The organism is Streptomyces sp. NRRL S-646 (genome assembly GCF_000720765.1).
Classification (GTDB): domain Bacteria; phylum Actinomycetota; class Actinomycetes; order Streptomycetales; family Streptomycetaceae; genus Streptomyces.
This window is the reverse complement of the sequence record NZ_JODC01000017.1, coordinates 56684-73283: the sequence shown is the minus strand read 5'-3', so window position 1 is coordinate 73283 and position 16600 is coordinate 56684. Positions and strand designations below refer to the sequence as shown.

Below are 16600 nucleotides of genomic sequence, written 5' to 3'. Positions count from 1 at the left end.
GGTGGGGGTGTGTTTGGCCGGGGTGTAGTGGTCGGGGCGGGGTGTGCGACGGTTTGGCGGGGTGCCGGGTGCGGCCGGGATTTTTTCGCCCCCGCCGCCCCTTCCCGTCCCGACCCGGGGGCCGGCCCCCGGACCCCGCTCCGCAAACGCCGGAGGGGCTGATTTTTGCCGGGCGGGGCTTGATCTTTTGAGCCCGTCCGGCGTTTGAGGACGAGGCCGTTCAGGCCGAAAGCGGGGGTCTGGGGGCGGCAGCCCCCAGGGGACGGGAATGGGTAGGGGCGGCGGGGGCGAGGAAACCCGGCGGTGCCTACTCCGCCGACGTCGCCTTCAACGCCAGCCACAACTCCATCCGCACGTCCGGATCATCCAGCGACCGCCCGAGAATCTCCTCCACCCGCCGCATCCGGTACCGCAACGTATGCCGATGAACCCCCAGATCCGCAGCCGCCGCATCCCACTGCCCATGCCGCGACAACCACGCCCGCAACGAGGCCACCAGATCCCCCCGCCCCGTCGCGTCATGCTCGTACAGCGCCCGCAACAACCCGTCCGCAAACGCCTTCACCGCATCGTCGGCCAGCAACGGCAGCACAGAACCGGCCGCCAACTGCTCGTGCCCCACGAACACCCGCCCCCGCCTCCGGGCCACCGACAACGCCTGCTCGGCCTGCTTGTACGCCGCCGCGGCCGCGATCGGCCCCACGGGCGCCGACACCCCGACCACCAGCTCGTCCTCCTCGCCGCCGGCGGCATCCCGCACCGCGTCCGCGCCGCCCCGGCCAGCCTCCACCGCCGCGGCGTACTCCCCGCACGCCGTGACCGCCGCACCCCCGTCCGCGGCCAGCACGACCAGCCGCTCCCCCTCGGGTACGACCAGCACGGCCTCCCCCGCCCGCGCGGCCGCCGACTCCATGATCTCGGCGAGCCCGGCCAGCGGATCGCCGCCCGCGTCGGCGGCGGGCCGCGCGGCCGACTCCGCGATGATCAACCGGAAGGGCGCGTCCAGCAGCTCCCCGTACAGATGGCCCGCGACGGTCCGCGCATGGTCCGGCTCCCCCGCGAGCAGCATGCGCAGCACGGCCGCGCCGATGCGCTGTTCCGCCGCGTGCAGCGACCTCGACCGTTCCGTCGTCAGCGTCAGCAGCGCGATCGCCGAGTGGACGGCGTAGCGCTCCGCGGTGCCGAGCGCAGCCGCCGTCCCCACCGCGAGCGCGGCCCGCGGCCGCCGCCCCGTGCCCAGTGAGTGCAGTTCGACGCGGTCCTCGTTGTCCGGAGCGGCGACCACCGAGGAGGCCGGCGCGGGCCGCTCGCGCAGCCGCTCCACGTCCGCCGTGAGCCGCCCGGCCCGCCGGCCCGCCCACTCCGGTGCGGTCGCGACGACGGCGCCCGAGGCGTCGTACAGCGCAGCCCATCCGTCGACCTGCGCGGCGAGCGCGGACAGCACCCCCTCGGGCCCGCCCGTCAGCGCCTGCTTGGTCAGTTCCCGCTGGGCGGCGAAGCCCGCCGTCACCGCCCGGTACTGGTCGGCAGCGATCTCCGCGGACACGGCCTTGCTGATGGCGAGGAAGGGCGTGCGCCGCGGCACTTCCAGCAGTGGCAGGCCCTCGCCCTCCGCCGCGTCGACCAGCGCCCTCGGGATCTCCTCGTAGTTGACCCCGACGGCGAAGCCGAGTCCGACGACTCCCGCCCCCACCAGCCGCTTCACATACCGCCGCATCGCCTCCGGATCCTCCGCGTCCAGCTGCAGCGCGGTGATCAGCAGCAGCTCCCCGCCCTCCATGTACGGCACGGGGTCGGCGAGCTCGCTGACGTGCGCCCAGCGGACCGGAACGTCGAGGCGGTCCTTGCCCGCGCGCACGGTCAGTTTGAGCGCGGAGTGGTGGACGAGCGAGGCGAGTGTCGGGGGCATGAGGCCTTCAGGTCAGGTTTGCGGGGATCGGGCGAACCTTTTGATCTTTTGGCCGCCAGGTATGAACGGCCTGTGCCGATTCTGCCTCACCGTACGGTCACCCGGTCCTGTGAAGTCCAGACCTAACCCCTCAGATCCACCAGTAGCGGCGGCGCGTGCTCGCCCTTCACGGTGGTCAGCGACAGCACCGCATGCCCGGGCGGCACCCCGTGCGCCAGCTCGGACGCCGACCACCGCTCCCGTTCGACCTGCCGGACGGTCACGGCCCGTGCGGTGGGCGCCTTGCCGGTGATGACGCGCCGCAGCATGTGGACGGCCTTGCCTGCCGGGGTCTCGGCGATGATCTGCCGGTCGGTGACGTCCCGTGCCTCGGTCCACTCCTTGCCCCAGACCTCGGCGAAGTCCTGCCCGTCCCACGGGGTGAGCCCGGACAGTGCCATACGGCATCCGGTGGAGCCGAGCAGCGGTCCGCGCAGCGGCCTCGGCACGTCGTCCAGGGTCCGCAGGGTCAGCACGACGCCGGCGTTCCCCGACCGCAGCCGCTGAATCCCGCGCACCGCCTCCGGGGTCACCACCCCCGTCGCGTCGTCCAGCACCAGGCAGGCGAACAGCGACCGGTCCTCGCGTACCGCCACGCTCGTGGTGAACTGCGCGAGTACCAGCCGCGCCAGCATCCGCGAGGCGTCCGCGTGCCCGCGCTCGGGCAGGTCGATACGGACCCGCACCGGGTGGTCGAGGGCCTTGAGCGAGAAGGGCTTCGACTGCCCCGAGGTGTCGAAGAAGCCGGCGAAGGCGGGCCGGTCCAGCAGCGCCACCCGGTCCGCCAGCACCGCCGCAACATCCCCCGGGTGCCCCAACTGCCGCTCGCGAGCGTCCAGTTCGCGCAGCAGCGACTCCTGCCCGGAACCCTGCAGCGCCGTACGCAGCTCCTCCAGCGGCCCGGGCGTCCCGTCCAGCAGCTGCCGCAGCTCGGGCACGGAGGGGAAGCGGCCGTGGACCGCCCGGAAGGGGCCGAGGAGCTGGGCGAGCACGGTCGTGGACCGGCGGCTGTCGCTGCCCGGATGCGGATCGGCAAGGTCCCCGACCAGGGCCTCGGCAAGCACGGCCGCGGCCTCGTCCGGGTCACTCGTCCCGCCGTACAGGTCCAGGTCGTACACCGATTCCGAATTCCCGATCCGTACGACGACGTCGTACGCGTCGACCGGTCCGAGCCCCGTACCCGCCGCGCCGACCACGACGACCGCGGCCCGTCCGGCGAGGGCGTGCAGACAGAGCGACTCGGCGAGCGGCCGCACCACGGTGCCGGTCTTGCCGGAGCCGGCCGGGCCGACGGCGAGCAGGGAGGTGCCGAGCAGATCGGGGCCGAGACCGAGGCCGGCGCCGCGGTAGGCGTACGGGTTGCGGGGGTCGTCGGCGGTCGTGCCGAGCCGTACCTGTCCGGTCACCAGGTCGTGCCGGGCGAGCCGGGCCGGCAGGTCGCGTTCCCCGGAGGGGTGCAGACAGGCGGCGGCACCGTCCTTGAGCACCGCGCCGGTGAACGCGGCGAGGGTGTGCCGGCCGGTGCGCACGCCCTGCCAGGCGCGCACGATCCGGGCGTGGTCGACGTCCCGCATCAGCCCGGCGCGGGCCTCCGTGGCGAGCCGCTCGGCGGCGTCGGCGGCTCCGGCGGCGCGGAGCTGGGGCCACTCGGCGGGGTCCTGTTCGGGGGCGGGCGGGCGTTCGGCGCGGGGCGCCGTCTGCCGCCAGGCGGGCGGGCCGTAGCGGCGCCAGATCTCGCTCCAGCGGCCGAGCCTCCCGACACCGATCATGATGACCAGGGCGATCAGCACGTAGTAGGCGTAGACGACCACGACCGAGGCGATGCTGTGCGGCTGGGCCCAGGAGTCGGGGATCATCGCGTAGAGCGGGAGCAGCCACCAGCCGCCGAGGTAGCCGTTCCACAGCAGCGACCAGATCAGCCAGCCGACGAGGAAGGCGATCACCGCGCCGCTGACCAGCTGGCGGGCGGGGATGAGTTCGGGCTCCTCCTCCGGCCGCGGCCGGTGCCCGAACCGCCATACGCCGGGCGGCGTCTCCGGTCGCGGCGCCCGGAGCCACGTCAGGAACGCCGACCCGTCCGGCCGCGGCGGCACGCCGGGCGCCGCCGTGGGCCGCGGCGGTACCTCCGGCGGACCTGCCGGACGCGGCACAGGATTCGCATGTGTACCCCGTGCGTCGTGCGTCCCGTCGCTGTCCATCGCCCTCGCTCCCTGACCAGCCGTTCCGTCCACCGTCAGCGGTCAATCTAACGCCCCGGCACGGGGAGTTCACCGCTTACGCGGCCGGGCCCCGCACCGGCCGCCATGTCCACCGCGGACAAACCCGAACCCCCGACAGCGCCCACATGGAGCATGCCCACCCCCCTCTCCCGGTCCTAACCTGCGAGAAAAGAAGGCAAGAGTCCGCAAGGCCGCACACCCCCAGGAGCCCCTCATGAGTGCACTTCCGCAGGAGCGCCGGATCGTCACCGCCATCCCCGGCCCGAAGTCGCAGGAACTGCAGGCCCGCCGTACCGCCGCGGTCGCGCAGGGCGTGGGCTCCGTGCTGCCCGTGTTCACCGCGCGCGCGGGCGGCGGGATCATCGAGGACGTCGACGGCAACCGGCTCATCGACTTCGGCTCCGGCATCGCGGTGACCTCCGTCGGCGCCTCCGCCGAGGCCGTCGTACGCCGGGCGTCCGCGCAGCTCGCGGACTTCACCCACACCTGTTTCATGGTCACCCCGTACGAGGGCTACGTGGAGGTCGCCGAGGCCCTCGCCGAGCTCACCCCGGGTGACCACGCCAAGAAGTCCGCGCTGTTCAACTCCGGCGCCGAGGCCGTCGAGAACGCCGTCAAGATCGCCCGCGCGTACACCAAGCGCCAGGCGGTCGTCGTCTTCGACCACGGCTACCACGGCCGTACCAACCTCACGATGGCTCTCACGGCGAAGAACATGCCGTACAAGCACGGCTTCGGCCCGTTCGCGCCCGAGGTGTACCGCGTCCCGGTCGCCTACGGCTACCGCTGGCCCACCGGCCCGGAGAACGCCGGCCCCGAGGCCGCCGCGCAGGCCATCGACCAGATCAGCAAGCAGGTCGGCCCGGACAACGTGGCCGCGATCATCATCGAGCCGGTGCTCGGCGAGGGCGGCTTCATCGAGCCGGCCAAGGGCTTCCTGCCCGCGATCCGCCAGTTCGCCGCCGACAACGGCATCGTCTTCGTAGCCGACGAGATCCAGTCCGGCTTCTGCCGTACGGGTCAGTGGTTCGCGTGTGAGGACGAGGGCATCGTGCCCGACCTGATCACCACCGCGAAGGGCATCGCGGGCGGTCTGCCGCTCGCCGCCGTCACCGGCCGCGCCGAGATCATGGACGCCGCGCACGCCGGCGGCCTCGGCGGCACCTACGGCGGCAACCCGGTCGCCTGTGCCGGCGCGCTCGGCTCGATCGAGACGATGAAGGAGCTCGACCTCAACGGCAAGGCGAAGAGCATCGAGGCGGTCATGAAGGCCCGCCTCGGCGCCATGGCCGAGAAGTTCGACATCATCGGTGACGTGCGCGGCCGCGGTGCGATGATCGCCATCGAGCTGGTCAAGGACCGTACGACCAAGGAGCCGAACCCGGAGGCGACCGCCGCGCTGGCCAAGGCCTGCCACGCCGAGGGCCTGCTGGTCCTGACCTGTGGCACCTACGGCAACGTCCTCCGCTTCCTGCCTCCGCTGGTCATCGGCGAGGACCTCCTGAACGAGGGCCTCGACATCATCGAGCAGGCCTTCGCGCGGATCTGAGACAAGCGGAATCCCCAGCTCACACACACGATGCGCGTCCCATGCGCACCACCCGCCCCAGCCCTGGCATCCCTCGCGATTCCGGGGCCGGGGCGGTCGGCGTCAGGCCATGTGAAGAACGTGTGCGAGGTGGATGGCGGGACGCGATTCCGTCTGTCTTCCGCCCACCCCCTGCCGTAGGTTCTACCCAGATGAGAGATACACCCCGCTCACAGGGGACTGTGGGCGATTTCAGGCCGTGGCCTCCCCAGCTACGACCTGGTCGTGCCCTCGCGCACACACACGGAGCTTCCGGCTCCGGATCTCCTCACCGATCGGACAGTCGCCCGCCCCAAACCCCCCGGGGTGGGCGTCGATCCGATCTGATCGGCCGCCTCGGAACTACCCCCCCTGTTCCGGGGCGGCCGACCTCCTTTCTTCTCCTTCTCGGGCTTCCCGCCCTCCTCTTCGCGCTGATCACCTGGCAGGTCGTGTCGGGCGGCCTGCTGCTGCGCGTGGACCGGTGGGCCAGCAGCGCCCTCGCGCACCCGGACCGCTTCTCGGAACTCCTCGCAGACCTGGGCAATATCGGGGTCGCGGTGCCCGTGCTCGCCGTCGTCCTGGCGTACGTGGCCCGGCGGGCGCATGCGGCCGGGGCGTACCGCTGGTGGCTGCCGCCGCTCGCGGCCGCGCTGCTGATGGCGCTGGTCCCGGCCCTCGTCGTGCCCCTCAAGGAACTGATCGACCGCCCGGGCACCCCCGTCGAACCCCCTGGGACCGGCTACTACCCCTCCGGCCACACCGCGACGGCCGCCGTCGCCTACGGCTCGGCAACCCTGCTTCTGCTCCCCTGGCTCCGCTCCGTGCCTGCCCGCCGCGCGCTGCTCAGCGCCTGTGCCGTCGTGAACCTCGCCGTCGGGTTCGGGCTGGTGCGGCGCGGCTATCACTGGCCTCTGGACGTCGTGGCCAGCTGGTGTCTGGGCACGGTGCTGATCGCGTCCCTGTGGATCTTCCTGGTCCGCGCCGGCCTCACGGGGGGCCGACGCGAGTGCAGTGAGTCCGAGTAGTCCACCCTGGCAAACCCGCCTGTGCAGACCTCTGGCCATCAGTGGCCCGTCAGGTGTCCTCCTCGCGCGCCAGGCCCGCCGCCGCCTCGTGCATCGCCAGTTCGAGGAGTGCGGGGTCCGTGAGGGTGCCCGAGCCGTCCGGCGGGACCAGCCAGCGGACGCCGCCGGTCGAGCGTCCGGGGTACGGCACCACGATCCAGGTACCGGATCCTGCCGTACGGATTCCGGTGCCGAGCCAGCGGGCCGCGGTGCCCGGCGGCACCAGGAAGCCCATGCGCGCGTCCCCGAAGTCGACCAGCACCGGGCCGGGCCGGTCGAGGAAGCGGGTGAGGACGTCGAGGGTGGGATAGCCGAGCTCGCCCGGCAGGATGAGTACGTCCCAGGCCTTGCCTGCGGGCAGCAGCGCGATCCCCAGGGGATTGCGCTCCCACTCCCAGCGGCAGGCCTCGGGATCCGGAGCAACGGACGCCAGCCACTCGACCGCCGTGTTCGCCCCAGCCATGAGGAGACCTCCTGTCTCTCCTGGACGCTGGTCGCGTCACGGGAGAGAGGGAGGTCTCCTGGCGGGCATTACGCGGGTTTTCCCGACCCTTTGGAGTGATCTGGATCACAATCGCCGCGGATCGGGGCGCCTCTCAGCTGTCGAAGCCGAGGCCCATTCGGTCCATCGTGCGCAGCCAGAGGTTGCGGCGGCCGCCATGCGCGTCCGCGCGGGCCAGCGACCACTTGGTGAGCGCGATGCCCGTCCAGGCGAAGGGCTCGGGCGGGAACGGCAGCGGCTTCTTGCGGACCATCTCCAGCGACGTCCGCTCCGTGGTCTCCCCCGCCAGCAGGTCGAGCATCACCTCGGCGCCGAAGCGGGTGGCGCCCACGCCGAGGCCCGTGTAGCCCGCCGCGTAGGCCACGTTGCCGTGGTGCGCGGTGCCGAAGAACGCCGAGAAGCGCGAGCAGGTGTCGATCGCCCCGCCCCACGCATGCGTGAAGCGGACGCCCTCCAGCTGCGGGAAGCAGCTGAAGAAGTGGCCGGCGAGCTTGGCGTACGTCTCCGGACGGTCGTCGTACTCGCGGCGCACCCGGCCGCCGTAGTGGTGGATCGCGTCGTATCCGCCCCACAGGATGCGGTTGTCGGCGGACAGCCGGAAGTAGTGGAACTGGTTGGCGCTGTCCCCGAGGCCCTGGCGGTTCTTCCAGCCGATCGACTTCAGCTGCTCCTCGCTGAGCGGCTCGGTCATCAGCGCGTAGTCGTAGACCGGGACGGTGTAGGCCCGTACGCGCTTGATCAGGTTCGGGAAGATGTTGGTGCCGAGCGCGACCTTGCGGGCGCGGACCGATCCGTAGGGGGTGCGTACGGCCATGCCGGCGCCGTACGGCTTCAGGGTGAGGGCGGGGGTGTGCTCGTAGATGCGGACGCCCAGGGCGAGGCAGGCACGCTTGAGGCCCCAGGCGAGCTTCGCCGGGTTGAGCATGGCGACGCCGCGGCGGTCCCAGAGGCCGGCCTGGAATGTCGGTGAGTCGACTTGTTCCCGTACCGCTTCCGCGTCCAGGAACTCGACGCCCTCGGCGAGGCCCTCGCGCTCCATCTCCTGGTACCAGTCGCGCAGTTCCCACGCCTGGTACGTCTCGGTCGCGACGTCGATCTCGCCGGTGCGCTCGAAGTCGCAGTCGAGGGAGTGCCGGGCGACCGCCTTCTCGATCTCGTCCAGGTTGCGGGCGCCCAACTCCTGGAGCTTGTGGATCTCGTCGGGCCAGCGGGTCAGGCCGTTGGGCAGGCCGTGGGTGAGGGAGGCGGCGCAGAAGCCGCCGTTGCGGCCCGAGGCGGCCCAGCCCGCCTCGCGGCCTTCCAGCAGAACGACATCCCGTGCGGGGTCGCGCTCCTTGGCGATGAGCGCGGTCCACAGTCCGCTGTAGCCGCCGCCGACGACCAGCAGATCGCAGGTCTCGGCGCCGGTGAGCGCGGGCTCGGGGTGGGGTTTGCCGGGGTCTTCCAGCCAGTACGGGACCGGCTGCGCGTCGGAGAGTGATTTTGTCCAACGGTTCATGGCGCTCGGGGCCATGATTTCAACTCCCTACAAGGGTTCTACGGGATGATCGGTTACGCCTTTTGCCTGTTGCGGCGATTTCCGATGAGCATCGAAGAAAGGACCAACAATACGGCGACGAGGAACATCGTCGTACCGATGACATTGATCTGAACGGGCGTTCCGCGCTGCGCCGAGCCCCAGACGAACATGGGGAACGTGACGGTCGAGCCCGCGTTGAAATTGGTGATGATGAAATCGTCGAAGGAGAGCGCGAAGGACAGCAGCGCACCGGCGGCGATTCCGGGCGCCGCGATGGGCAGCGTGACGCGCAGGAAGGTCTGTGCAGGGCCGGCGTAGAGGTCCTGTGCGGCCTGCTCCAGGCGCGGGTCCATGGACATGACGCGCGCCTTGACGGCGACGACGACGAAGCTGAGGCAGAACATGATGTGGGCGATGAGGATCGTCCAGAAGCCCAGCTTTGCACCCAGGTTGAGGAACAGGGTGAGCAGCGAGGCCGCCATGACGACCTCGGGCATCGCCATCGGCAGGAAGATCAGCGAGTTGACGGTGCCCCGCGCACGGAACCGGTAGCGCACCAGTGCGAAGGCGATCATCGTGCCGAGAACGGTGGCGCCGATCGTCGCCCAGAAGGCGATCTGGAGGCTGATCGACAGCGATCCGCACATGTCGGCGACGCCGCACGGATCCTTCCATGCGTCCGTGGAGAACTGCTGCCACTGGTAGTTGAAGCGCCCCTTCGGTTTGTTGAAGGAGAACACCGTGACGACGACGTTCGGAAGAAGGAGATATCCGAGTGTCAGCAGTCCGGCAATGACGACGAGATGGCGCTTGAGCCAGTTGAGGACGGACATTTAAACCAGATCCTCCGTCCCGGACTTGCGGATGTAGATGGTGACCATGAGGAGAATCGCGGCCATGAGGATGAAGGAGAGGGCCGCCGCCGTGGGATAGTCCAGAATCCTGAGGAACTGGGTCTGGATGACGTTTCCGATCATGCGGGTGTCGGTCGAGCCGAGGAGTTCGGCGTTGACGTAGTCGCCGGCCGCCGGGATGAAGGTCAGCAGCGTGCCGGAGACCACTCCGGGCATCGACAGCGGGAAGGTGACCTTGCGGAAGGTGGTCCAGGGCTTGGCATACAGGTCGCCGGCCGCCTCGTGGAGACGCCCGTCGATGCGCTCCAGCGAGGTGTAGAGCGGCAGGATCATGAACGGCAGGAAGTTGTACGTCAGTCCGCAGACCACGGCGAGTGGTGTGGCCAGGACGCGGTCGCCGGAGGTCCAGCCGAGCCAGTTGGTGACGTCCAGGACGTGCAGCGTGTGGAGAGTGCTCACCACCGGGCCGCTGTCCGCGAGGATCGTCTTCCAGGCGAGGGTGCGGATCAGGAAGCTGGTGAAGAAGGGTGCGATCACCAGGATCATGATCAGGTTCCGCCAGCGGCCCGCGCGGAAGGCGATCAGATACGCCAGCGGGTAGCCCAGCACCAGACACAGCACCGTGGCCGCGGCCGCGTACGCGACCGAGCGCAGGAACTGCGGCCAGTACTCGGACAGCGCGTCCCAGTAGGTGGCGAAGTGCCAGGTGACCTTGTAGCCCTCCTCCAGGGAGCCCGTCTGCACGGACGTGGAGGCCTGGTAGATCATCGGCAGCGCGAAGAAGACGATCAGCCAGAGGATGCCGGGGAGCAGCAGCCAGTACGGCACCAGGCGGCCCCGCTTGCGCGGGGGCTTGGTCTCGGGGGCGGGCGCCAGGGGTGGCGCCTCGGTGACGGCGGCCATCAGGCGGCGTCCTCCTCGACCTCGGCGACACCGGCGTCGATGTCCTGGGCCGCGTCGAGACCGAAGGTGTGGGCCGGGTTCCAGTGCAGGACGACCTCGGCGCCGGGCACCAGCCGGGCGTCGCGGTCGATGTTCTGGGCGTAGACCTCGAACTCGGGGCAGACGGGGCTGTCGATGACGTACTGCGTGGAGACGCCGATGAAGGAGGAGTCGGCGATCCTGCCGGTGATGCGGTTGCGGCCCTCGGCGATCTCACCGGCCTCGTCGGCATGGGTGAGGGAGATCTTCTCGGGGCGGACGCCGACCAGGACCTTGCCGCCGGTCGTCGTCGGGGCGGAACACCGCGCCTCGGGCAGCACCAGCTTGCCGCCGCCCGCCTTGAGGACGATGTCGTCGCCGTTCTTCGTGTCGACCTCGGCCTCGATGAGGTTGGAGGTACCGAGGAAGTTGGCGACGAAGGTGGTGTTCGGGTTCTCGTAGAGGTCGGCGGGCGAGCCGAGTTGTTCGACGCGGCCCGCGTTCATCACGGCGACCGTGTCGGCCATGGTCATGGCCTCCTCCTGGTCGTGCGTGACGTGGATGAAGGTGATGCCGACCTCGGTCTGGATGCGCTTGAGCTCCAGCTGCATCTGGCGGCGCAGCTTGAGGTCGAGGGCGCCGAGGGGCTCGTCCAGGAGGAGCACCTTGGGAGTGTTGATCAGCGCGCGGGCCACGGCCACACGCTGCTGCTGGCCGCCCGACAGCTGGTGCGGCTTCTTCCGTGCCTGCTCGCCGAGCTGTACCAGCTCCAGCATGTCCTCGACCTGCTTCTTCACCGACTTGATGCCGCGCCGGCGCAGACCGAAGGCGACGTTCTCGAAGATGTCGAGGTGCGGGAAGAGGGCGTAGGACTGGAAGACCGTGTTCACCGGGCGCTTGTACGGCGGCAGATGGGTCACCTCCTGCTCGCCGAGGTGGACGGTGCCGCTGGTGGGCTCCTCCAGGCCGGCGATCATGCGCAGAGTGGTGGTCTTGCCGCAGCCGGAGGCACCGAGCAGGGCGAAGAAGGAGCCCTGCGGCACGGTCAGGTCGAGCGGGTGTACGGCGGTGAAGGCGCCGTAGGTCTTGCTGATGCCGGAGAGGCGGACATCGCCGCTGTTGTCTGTGGTGTTCATCCTCGTCACGCCCCTGTGAGCTTCGCGAACTTCTGCTGGTAGGCCGTCTCTTCCTTCGAGCTCAGCGAGCGGAAGGCATGGGACTTGGCCTGCATGGCCTTGTCGGGGACGATCAGCGGGTTGCTCGCCGCCGACTTGTCGATCTTGGCAAGGTAGGGCACCACGCCCGCGACCGGGCTCACGTAGTTGATGTACGCGGCGAGTTCGGCGGCAGGCTCGGGCTCGTAGTAGTAGTCGATGAGCCGCTCGGCGTTCGTCTTGTGGCGGGCCTTGTTGGGGATCAGCATGTTGTCGGTCGACGTCATGTAGCCGCTGTCGGGGATGACGTAGCCGACGTCCGGGTTGTCCGCCTGCAGCTGGACGATGTCGCCGCCCCAGGCGACACACGCGGCGAAGTCGCCCTTGGTGAGGTCGGACGTGTAGTCGTTGCCCGTGAAGCGGCGGATCTGGCCCTTGTCGACGGCCTTCTGGAGGCGGGCGATCACCGCGTCGTAGTCGTCGTCGGTGAACTTCGCCGGGTCCTTGCCCATGTCCAGCATCGTCATGCCGATGCTGTCGCGCATCTCGGTCAGGAAGCCGACGCGGCCCTTGAGCCTGGGGTTGTCGAGCAGGTCGGAGACCGACTTCACCTCGACGCCGTCGAGCGCCTTCTTGTTGTAGGCGATGACGGTCGAGATGCCCTGCCAGGGGTACGAGTAGGCGCGCCCCGGGTCCCAGTCGGGGCTGCGGAACTGGTCCGACAGGTTGGCGAAGGCGTGCGGCAGGTTGGACGGGTCCAGTTTCTGGACGTAGCCGAGGCGGATCATGCGGGCGGCCAGCCAGTCGGTGAGGACGACGAGGTCGCGCCCGGTGTCCTGGCCCGCGGCAAGCTGCGGCTGGATCTTGCCGAAGAACTCGTCGTTGTCGTTGATGTCCTCGGTGTACTTGACCGTGATGCCGGTCCGCTTGCGGAACGCGTCCAGCGTCGGGTGGTGCTTGCCGCTGTCGTCCACGTCCATGTACTCGGTCCAGTTGGAGAAGTTGATCTCCTTCTCCTTGGCCGAGTGGTCGTCGGCGGACACACCGCCCTGTGTCTTGCCCGCGGCGGGGATCCCGCAGCCGCTCAGCGCCGCGAGGCCGCCGACGGTGAGTGCGCCGCCCGCGGAGGCGCGCAACAGGGACCGCCGGGTCATCGCCGCCCGGCCGTTGCTCAGGCTGCGCCGCATCGCGGCCGCCACGGCCGGCGTCGGGCGGTCGGGCTCGTACTGCTCCATGCGCGTGGTGCCCTTTCGGCAGTGTGGCCGCCGGTCGTGCGGCCGGTTCGGCTAGCGGTCCCCGAAGACGGTGCGGTGCCAGTCCTTCCTGGCCACCGCCGTGTTGTCGAACATGACGTGCTTGATCTGCGTGTACTCCTCGAAGGAGTACGCGGACATGTCCTTGCCGAAGCCGGACGCCTTGTAGCCGCCGTGCGGCATCTCACTGATGATCGGGATGTGGTCGTTGATCCACACGCAGCCCGCCTTGATCTCGCGGGTGGCGCGGTTCGCCCGGTAGACGTCGCGGCTCCAGGCGGAGGCGGCGAGGCCGTACGGGGTGTCGTTGGCGAGCCCGATTCCCTCGTCGTCGCTGTCGAAGGGCAGGACCACCAGAACCGGTCCGAAGATCTCCGACTGGACGATCTCGCTGTCCTGGGCGGCGTCCGCGACGAGGGTGGGCCGGTAGTAGGCGCCGTTCTCGAGCTCCCCCTTCGGGACCTCGCCGCCGGTCACCACGCGCGCGTAGGAGCGCGCGCGGTCGACGAAACCGGCGACGCGGTCGCGCTGGACGTGCGAGATGAGCGGCCCGAGGTCGGTGCCGGCGGCGAAGGGGTCGCCCAGCCTGACCGTCTCCATGAGGGCGGCGGTCTTCTCGACGAACGCCTCGTAGAGCGGGCGCTGCACGTACGCGCGCGTGGCGGCCGTGCAGTCCTGCCCGGTGTTGATGAGCGCGCCCGCGACCGCGCCGTTGACGGCGGCCTCCAGGTCCGCGTCGTCGAAGACGACAAAGGGGGCTTTGCCGCCGAGCTCCAGATGGAGGCGCTTGACGGTGGCGGTGGCGACCTCGGCCACGCGTTTGCCGACGGCGGTCGAGCCGGTGAAGGAGGTCATGCCCACGTCGGGATGGCCGACCAGACGCTCCCCCGCCTCCTTGCCGGTACCGGTGACGATGTTGATGACACCGTCCGGGATGCCGGCGTCGGTGGCGGCCTGCGCGAACAGCAGTGAGGTGAGCGGGGTCAGTTCGGCGGGCTTCAGCACGATCGTGTTGCCCGCGGCGATCGCCGGGAGGATCTTCCAGGCGGCCATCTGGAGGGGGTAGTTCCAGGGCGCGATCGACCCGACGACACCAATGGGTTCACGGCGTACGTACGAGGTGTGGTCCCCGGAGTACTCACCGGCCGACTGCCCCTGCAGATGCCGGGCGGCGCCCGCGAAGAAGGCGGTGTTGTCGATGGTGCCGGGAACGTCGAACTCGCGCGTCAGCTTCAGCGGCTTGCCGCACTGCAGGCTCTCCGCGCGGGCGAAGTCCTCGGCTCGGTCGGCGAGCACGGCGGCGAAGCGGTGCAGGGCGTCGGAACGCTCGCCGGGGGTGGCGGCGGCCCAGCCGGGGAAGGCCTCGCGTGCGGCGGCCACGGCAGCGTCGACGTCGTCGGCGCCGGCCAGTTCGTAGATGTACACCTCCTCGCCCGTCGCCGGGTCGACGACCGCGTGCGTACGGCCGGAGGTGCCGTTCGTCAGGCGGCCCGCGATGAACTGCGCGCCGTCCGCGAAGCGGTCCTGTGCGGGGAATCGTTCCGGGGTGGCGGTGCCCGGGTTCTGCATGTCGCTCTCCTCCGCCGTCGCCCCGCGGGCTCCGGGGGGCGGGTGGCGTAGCTCCAGCTCGATTTGAGTGCCGATCCTGACAGAGCTATGGCACTCCTACAAGGGATTCCGTTGTTGCCTTTCGGTTACGCGACGGAATCTGTCGACCAGGTGTCGAGTGAGCTCGGAAAAGGGGGGACGGAGTGTCAGTGGTGGCTGCGAGACTCGCATGCATGGAAAAGATCACGGGGGAGTTCACGGAGCAGCCGGAGCAGGAGATCACGGGGAGGATCGACTCCCGGGAGGCTCTGGTCAGGGCGGTCAACGCCGGAGTCCGGGTCAAGTACCTGCACTTTTGGGGTCACCGGGCGCGGGCGGACGGCCGGGTGGGTCCGAGCTGTCTGAGCCAGTGGTGGCCGTCGCCGTTCACGGTGGACGGGGTGGCCTACGCGACCGCCGAGCACTGGATGATGGCGGCCAAGGCGCGGCTTTTCGACGACGCGGAGGCGGAGCGGCGGGTGCTGGCCGCGGCGCATCCGTCCCAGGCCAAGAAGGCGGGACGGCTCGTGCGCGGCTTCGACGAGGCGATATGGGAGCGCGAGCGCTTCGGGATCGTGATCGAGGGCAGCGTCCACAAGTTCGCCGCGCACGGGGATCTGCGGGAGTTCCTGGTGAACACCGGGGATCGGGTGCTGGTCGAGGCGAGCCCCGTGGACCGGGTGTGGGGCATCGGCCTTGCGTCGGACGACGAGGCCGCGGCCGATCCGGAGCGCTGGCGGGGGCCGAATCTGCTGGGCTTCGCGCTGATGGAGGCCCGGGAGCGGTTGCGGGAGGAGTGAGCGGGCCCGCCCCTGCGACGCGGGGCGGGTGAGGCGGGCCGGACGACCGGACGAGGCGGGCGGACGAGGCGGGCGGACGAGGCGGGCGGGCGAGGCGAGCGGGCGAGGCGAGCGGGCGGCCCGGGCGGGCGAGACAGGCCGGACGACCGGACGAGGCGGCCGGACGAGACGGGCGGCGGGACGAGACGCGCGGCCGGACGACCGGGCGACCGGACGAGACGGGCAGGCGGGCCGGGCAAGACAGGCCGGACGACCGGACGAGACGGGCGGCGGGGCGAGACAGGCGGCCGGGCGACCGGACGAGACGGGCAGGCGACCGGACGAGACGAGCCAGGCCGGACGACCGGGCGAAGCCGCCGGGCGAAGCCGCGGGCGAGGCAGATGGGCGACCAGGCGAGGCAGGCGGGACGAGCCGGGGTGGGTGGCCGGCCTCAGCCGCCGGCCACCAGCGGTGCCGTCGCCCTGGGGGCGGAGTCGTAGGAGGGGCCGTCGTCCACCCTGTTCCTCTCGTCGTGCACGGCGGCCACGATCGCGATGACCATCACGACGATCGTGGCGATGCCGAGGACGATCCCGACGATGCCCGTGATGAAGCCCGCCTGGGCCTGACCGCGGTTGTTGGCCTCGCCGCGGTCCGCCCGCTGCTTCCCCTTGACACCGAAGACGACCGCGAGGACACCGAGGACGACGGAGACGACGCCGTAGATGCAGAACATGCAGCAGGACAGGATGCCCAGCACCATCGCCGCGGTGCCCATGCCGTTCTGCGGGAACGGCTGCATACCGGGCCAGCCGTAGCCCTGCGGGTAGGCGGGGTAGCCGTATCCGCCCGGTGCCGCCGGGCCGTGCGGGCCGATGCCGGGGCCGGTGGGCGCTGTCGGCGGGGGCGGTACGGCGGACTCGGACCAGCCGTCGGGGGCGGGGGGCGCGCCGGGCGGGGCGTAGCCGGGGGCGCCGAATCCGGGCGGGGCGAAGCCCTCGCCCGGCAGGGATGTCACCGTGGCCTGGTCGTGCACCGGAGGCGGCTGCACCGAAGGCTGCTGGGGCGCGGGCCGCTGGTCCTGCGGGAGAGGCTGCTGCCCGGCCGCGGCCGGCTGCCCGCCCTTCTCCAGCGAGGTCCTGCGCTCGGGCGGTGCCCACGGGTCGTGGTCTTCTCCTGCGCCCCCGCGCGGTTGTGTCTGGTCCGCCACGTCCCCGTCCCCCTCAGTC

The 16600-nt window shown here is 70.8% G+C and carries 13 protein-coding genes; 3 read left to right on the top strand and 10 right to left on the bottom strand.

Annotated elements, in window-relative coordinates; all coding sequences use genetic code 11:
- Positions 1-307: 307 nt before the first annotated feature.
- Together IH68_RS0138005 and IH68_RS0138000 are read right to left on the bottom strand one after the other, a co-directional pair.
- Positions 308-1909, bottom strand: a complete 1602-nt coding sequence (locus IH68_RS0138005; protein ID WP_030944859.1) for a PucR family transcriptional regulator — start codon at positions 1907-1909, stop codon at positions 308-310.
- A 122-nt stretch (positions 1910-2031) separates the two neighbouring features.
- Entirely contained in the window at positions 2032-4146 is a 2115-nt protein-coding gene (locus IH68_RS0138000) for an ATP-binding protein (protein WP_030944857.1), read from the bottom strand.
- A gap of 235 nt (positions 4147-4381) precedes the next feature.
- Here IH68_RS0138000 and gabT point away from each other — a divergent pair, with 235 nt between their 5' ends.
- Both gabT and IH68_RS0137990 read left to right on the top strand, forming a co-directional pair.
- On the top strand, positions 4382-5716 hold the full coding sequence (gene gabT / locus IH68_RS0137995) for a 4-aminobutyrate--2-oxoglutarate transaminase (RefSeq protein ID WP_030944855.1): 1335 nt from the start codon (positions 4382-4384) through the stop codon (positions 5714-5716).
- 221 nt (positions 5717-5937) lie between these two features.
- Positions 5938-6762, top strand: a complete 825-nt coding sequence (locus IH68_RS0137990) for a phosphatase PAP2 family protein (protein WP_234341740.1) — start codon at positions 5938-5940, stop codon at positions 6760-6762.
- Between the two features lie 49 nt (positions 6763-6811).
- On the opposite strand, the gene IH68_RS0137985 is transcribed toward IH68_RS0137990, so the two are convergent.
- From IH68_RS0137985 to IH68_RS0137955, 7 genes are all read right to left on the bottom strand, one after another.
- Complete coding sequence (locus IH68_RS0137985) at positions 6812-7264, bottom strand: hypothetical protein (protein ID WP_030944850.1); 453 nt, start codon at positions 7262-7264, stop codon at positions 6812-6814.
- A gap of 133 nt (positions 7265-7397) precedes the next feature.
- Positions 7398-8816, bottom strand: coding sequence for an NAD(P)/FAD-dependent oxidoreductase (locus IH68_RS0137980; protein ID WP_030944847.1), 1419 nt, complete (start codon positions 8814-8816; stop codon positions 7398-7400).
- A 38-nt stretch (positions 8817-8854) separates the two neighbouring features.
- Positions 8855-9655 carry an ABC transporter permease gene (locus IH68_RS0137975; RefSeq protein ID WP_030944844.1) on the bottom strand — a complete coding sequence of 267 codons (801 nt, stop codon included), beginning with the start codon at positions 9653-9655 and terminating at the stop codon, positions 8855-8857.
- A complete protein-coding gene (locus IH68_RS0137970; protein ID WP_030944843.1) occupies positions 9656-10579 on the bottom strand; it encodes an ABC transporter permease in 924 nt (307 codons plus the stop codon). It abuts the gene before it with no gap.
- The gene (locus IH68_RS0137965) at positions 10579-11733 is read right to left on the bottom strand and encodes an ABC transporter ATP-binding protein (protein WP_234341739.1); all 1155 of its coding nucleotides are present in this window, start codon (positions 11731-11733) and stop codon (positions 10579-10581) included. Before IH68_RS0137965 ends, IH68_RS0137970 begins: the two co-directional genes overlap by 1 nt.
- 5 nt (positions 11734-11738) lie before the next feature.
- Positions 11739-12986 carry an ABC transporter substrate-binding protein gene (locus tag IH68_RS0137960; RefSeq protein WP_030944841.1) on the bottom strand — a complete coding sequence of 416 codons (1248 nt, stop codon included), beginning with the start codon at positions 12984-12986 and terminating at the stop codon, positions 11739-11741.
- 51 nt (positions 12987-13037) lie between these two features.
- Positions 13038-14573, bottom strand: a complete 1536-nt coding sequence (locus IH68_RS0137955; RefSeq protein WP_030944840.1) for a gamma-aminobutyraldehyde dehydrogenase — start codon at positions 14571-14573, stop codon at positions 13038-13040.
- A gap of 212 nt (positions 14574-14785) precedes the next feature.
- Here IH68_RS0137955 and IH68_RS0137950 point away from each other — a divergent pair, with 212 nt between their 5' ends.
- Entirely contained in the window at positions 14786-15391 is a 606-nt protein-coding gene (locus IH68_RS0137950) for an NADAR family protein (protein WP_051833944.1), read from the top strand.
- A 431-nt stretch (positions 15392-15822) separates the two neighbouring features.
- On the opposite strand, the gene IH68_RS0137945 is transcribed toward IH68_RS0137950, so the two are convergent.
- A complete protein-coding gene (locus IH68_RS0137945; RefSeq protein WP_030944834.1) occupies positions 15823-16581 on the bottom strand; it encodes a DUF4190 domain-containing protein in 759 nt (252 codons plus the stop codon).
- Positions 16582-16600 lie beyond the last annotated feature (19 nt).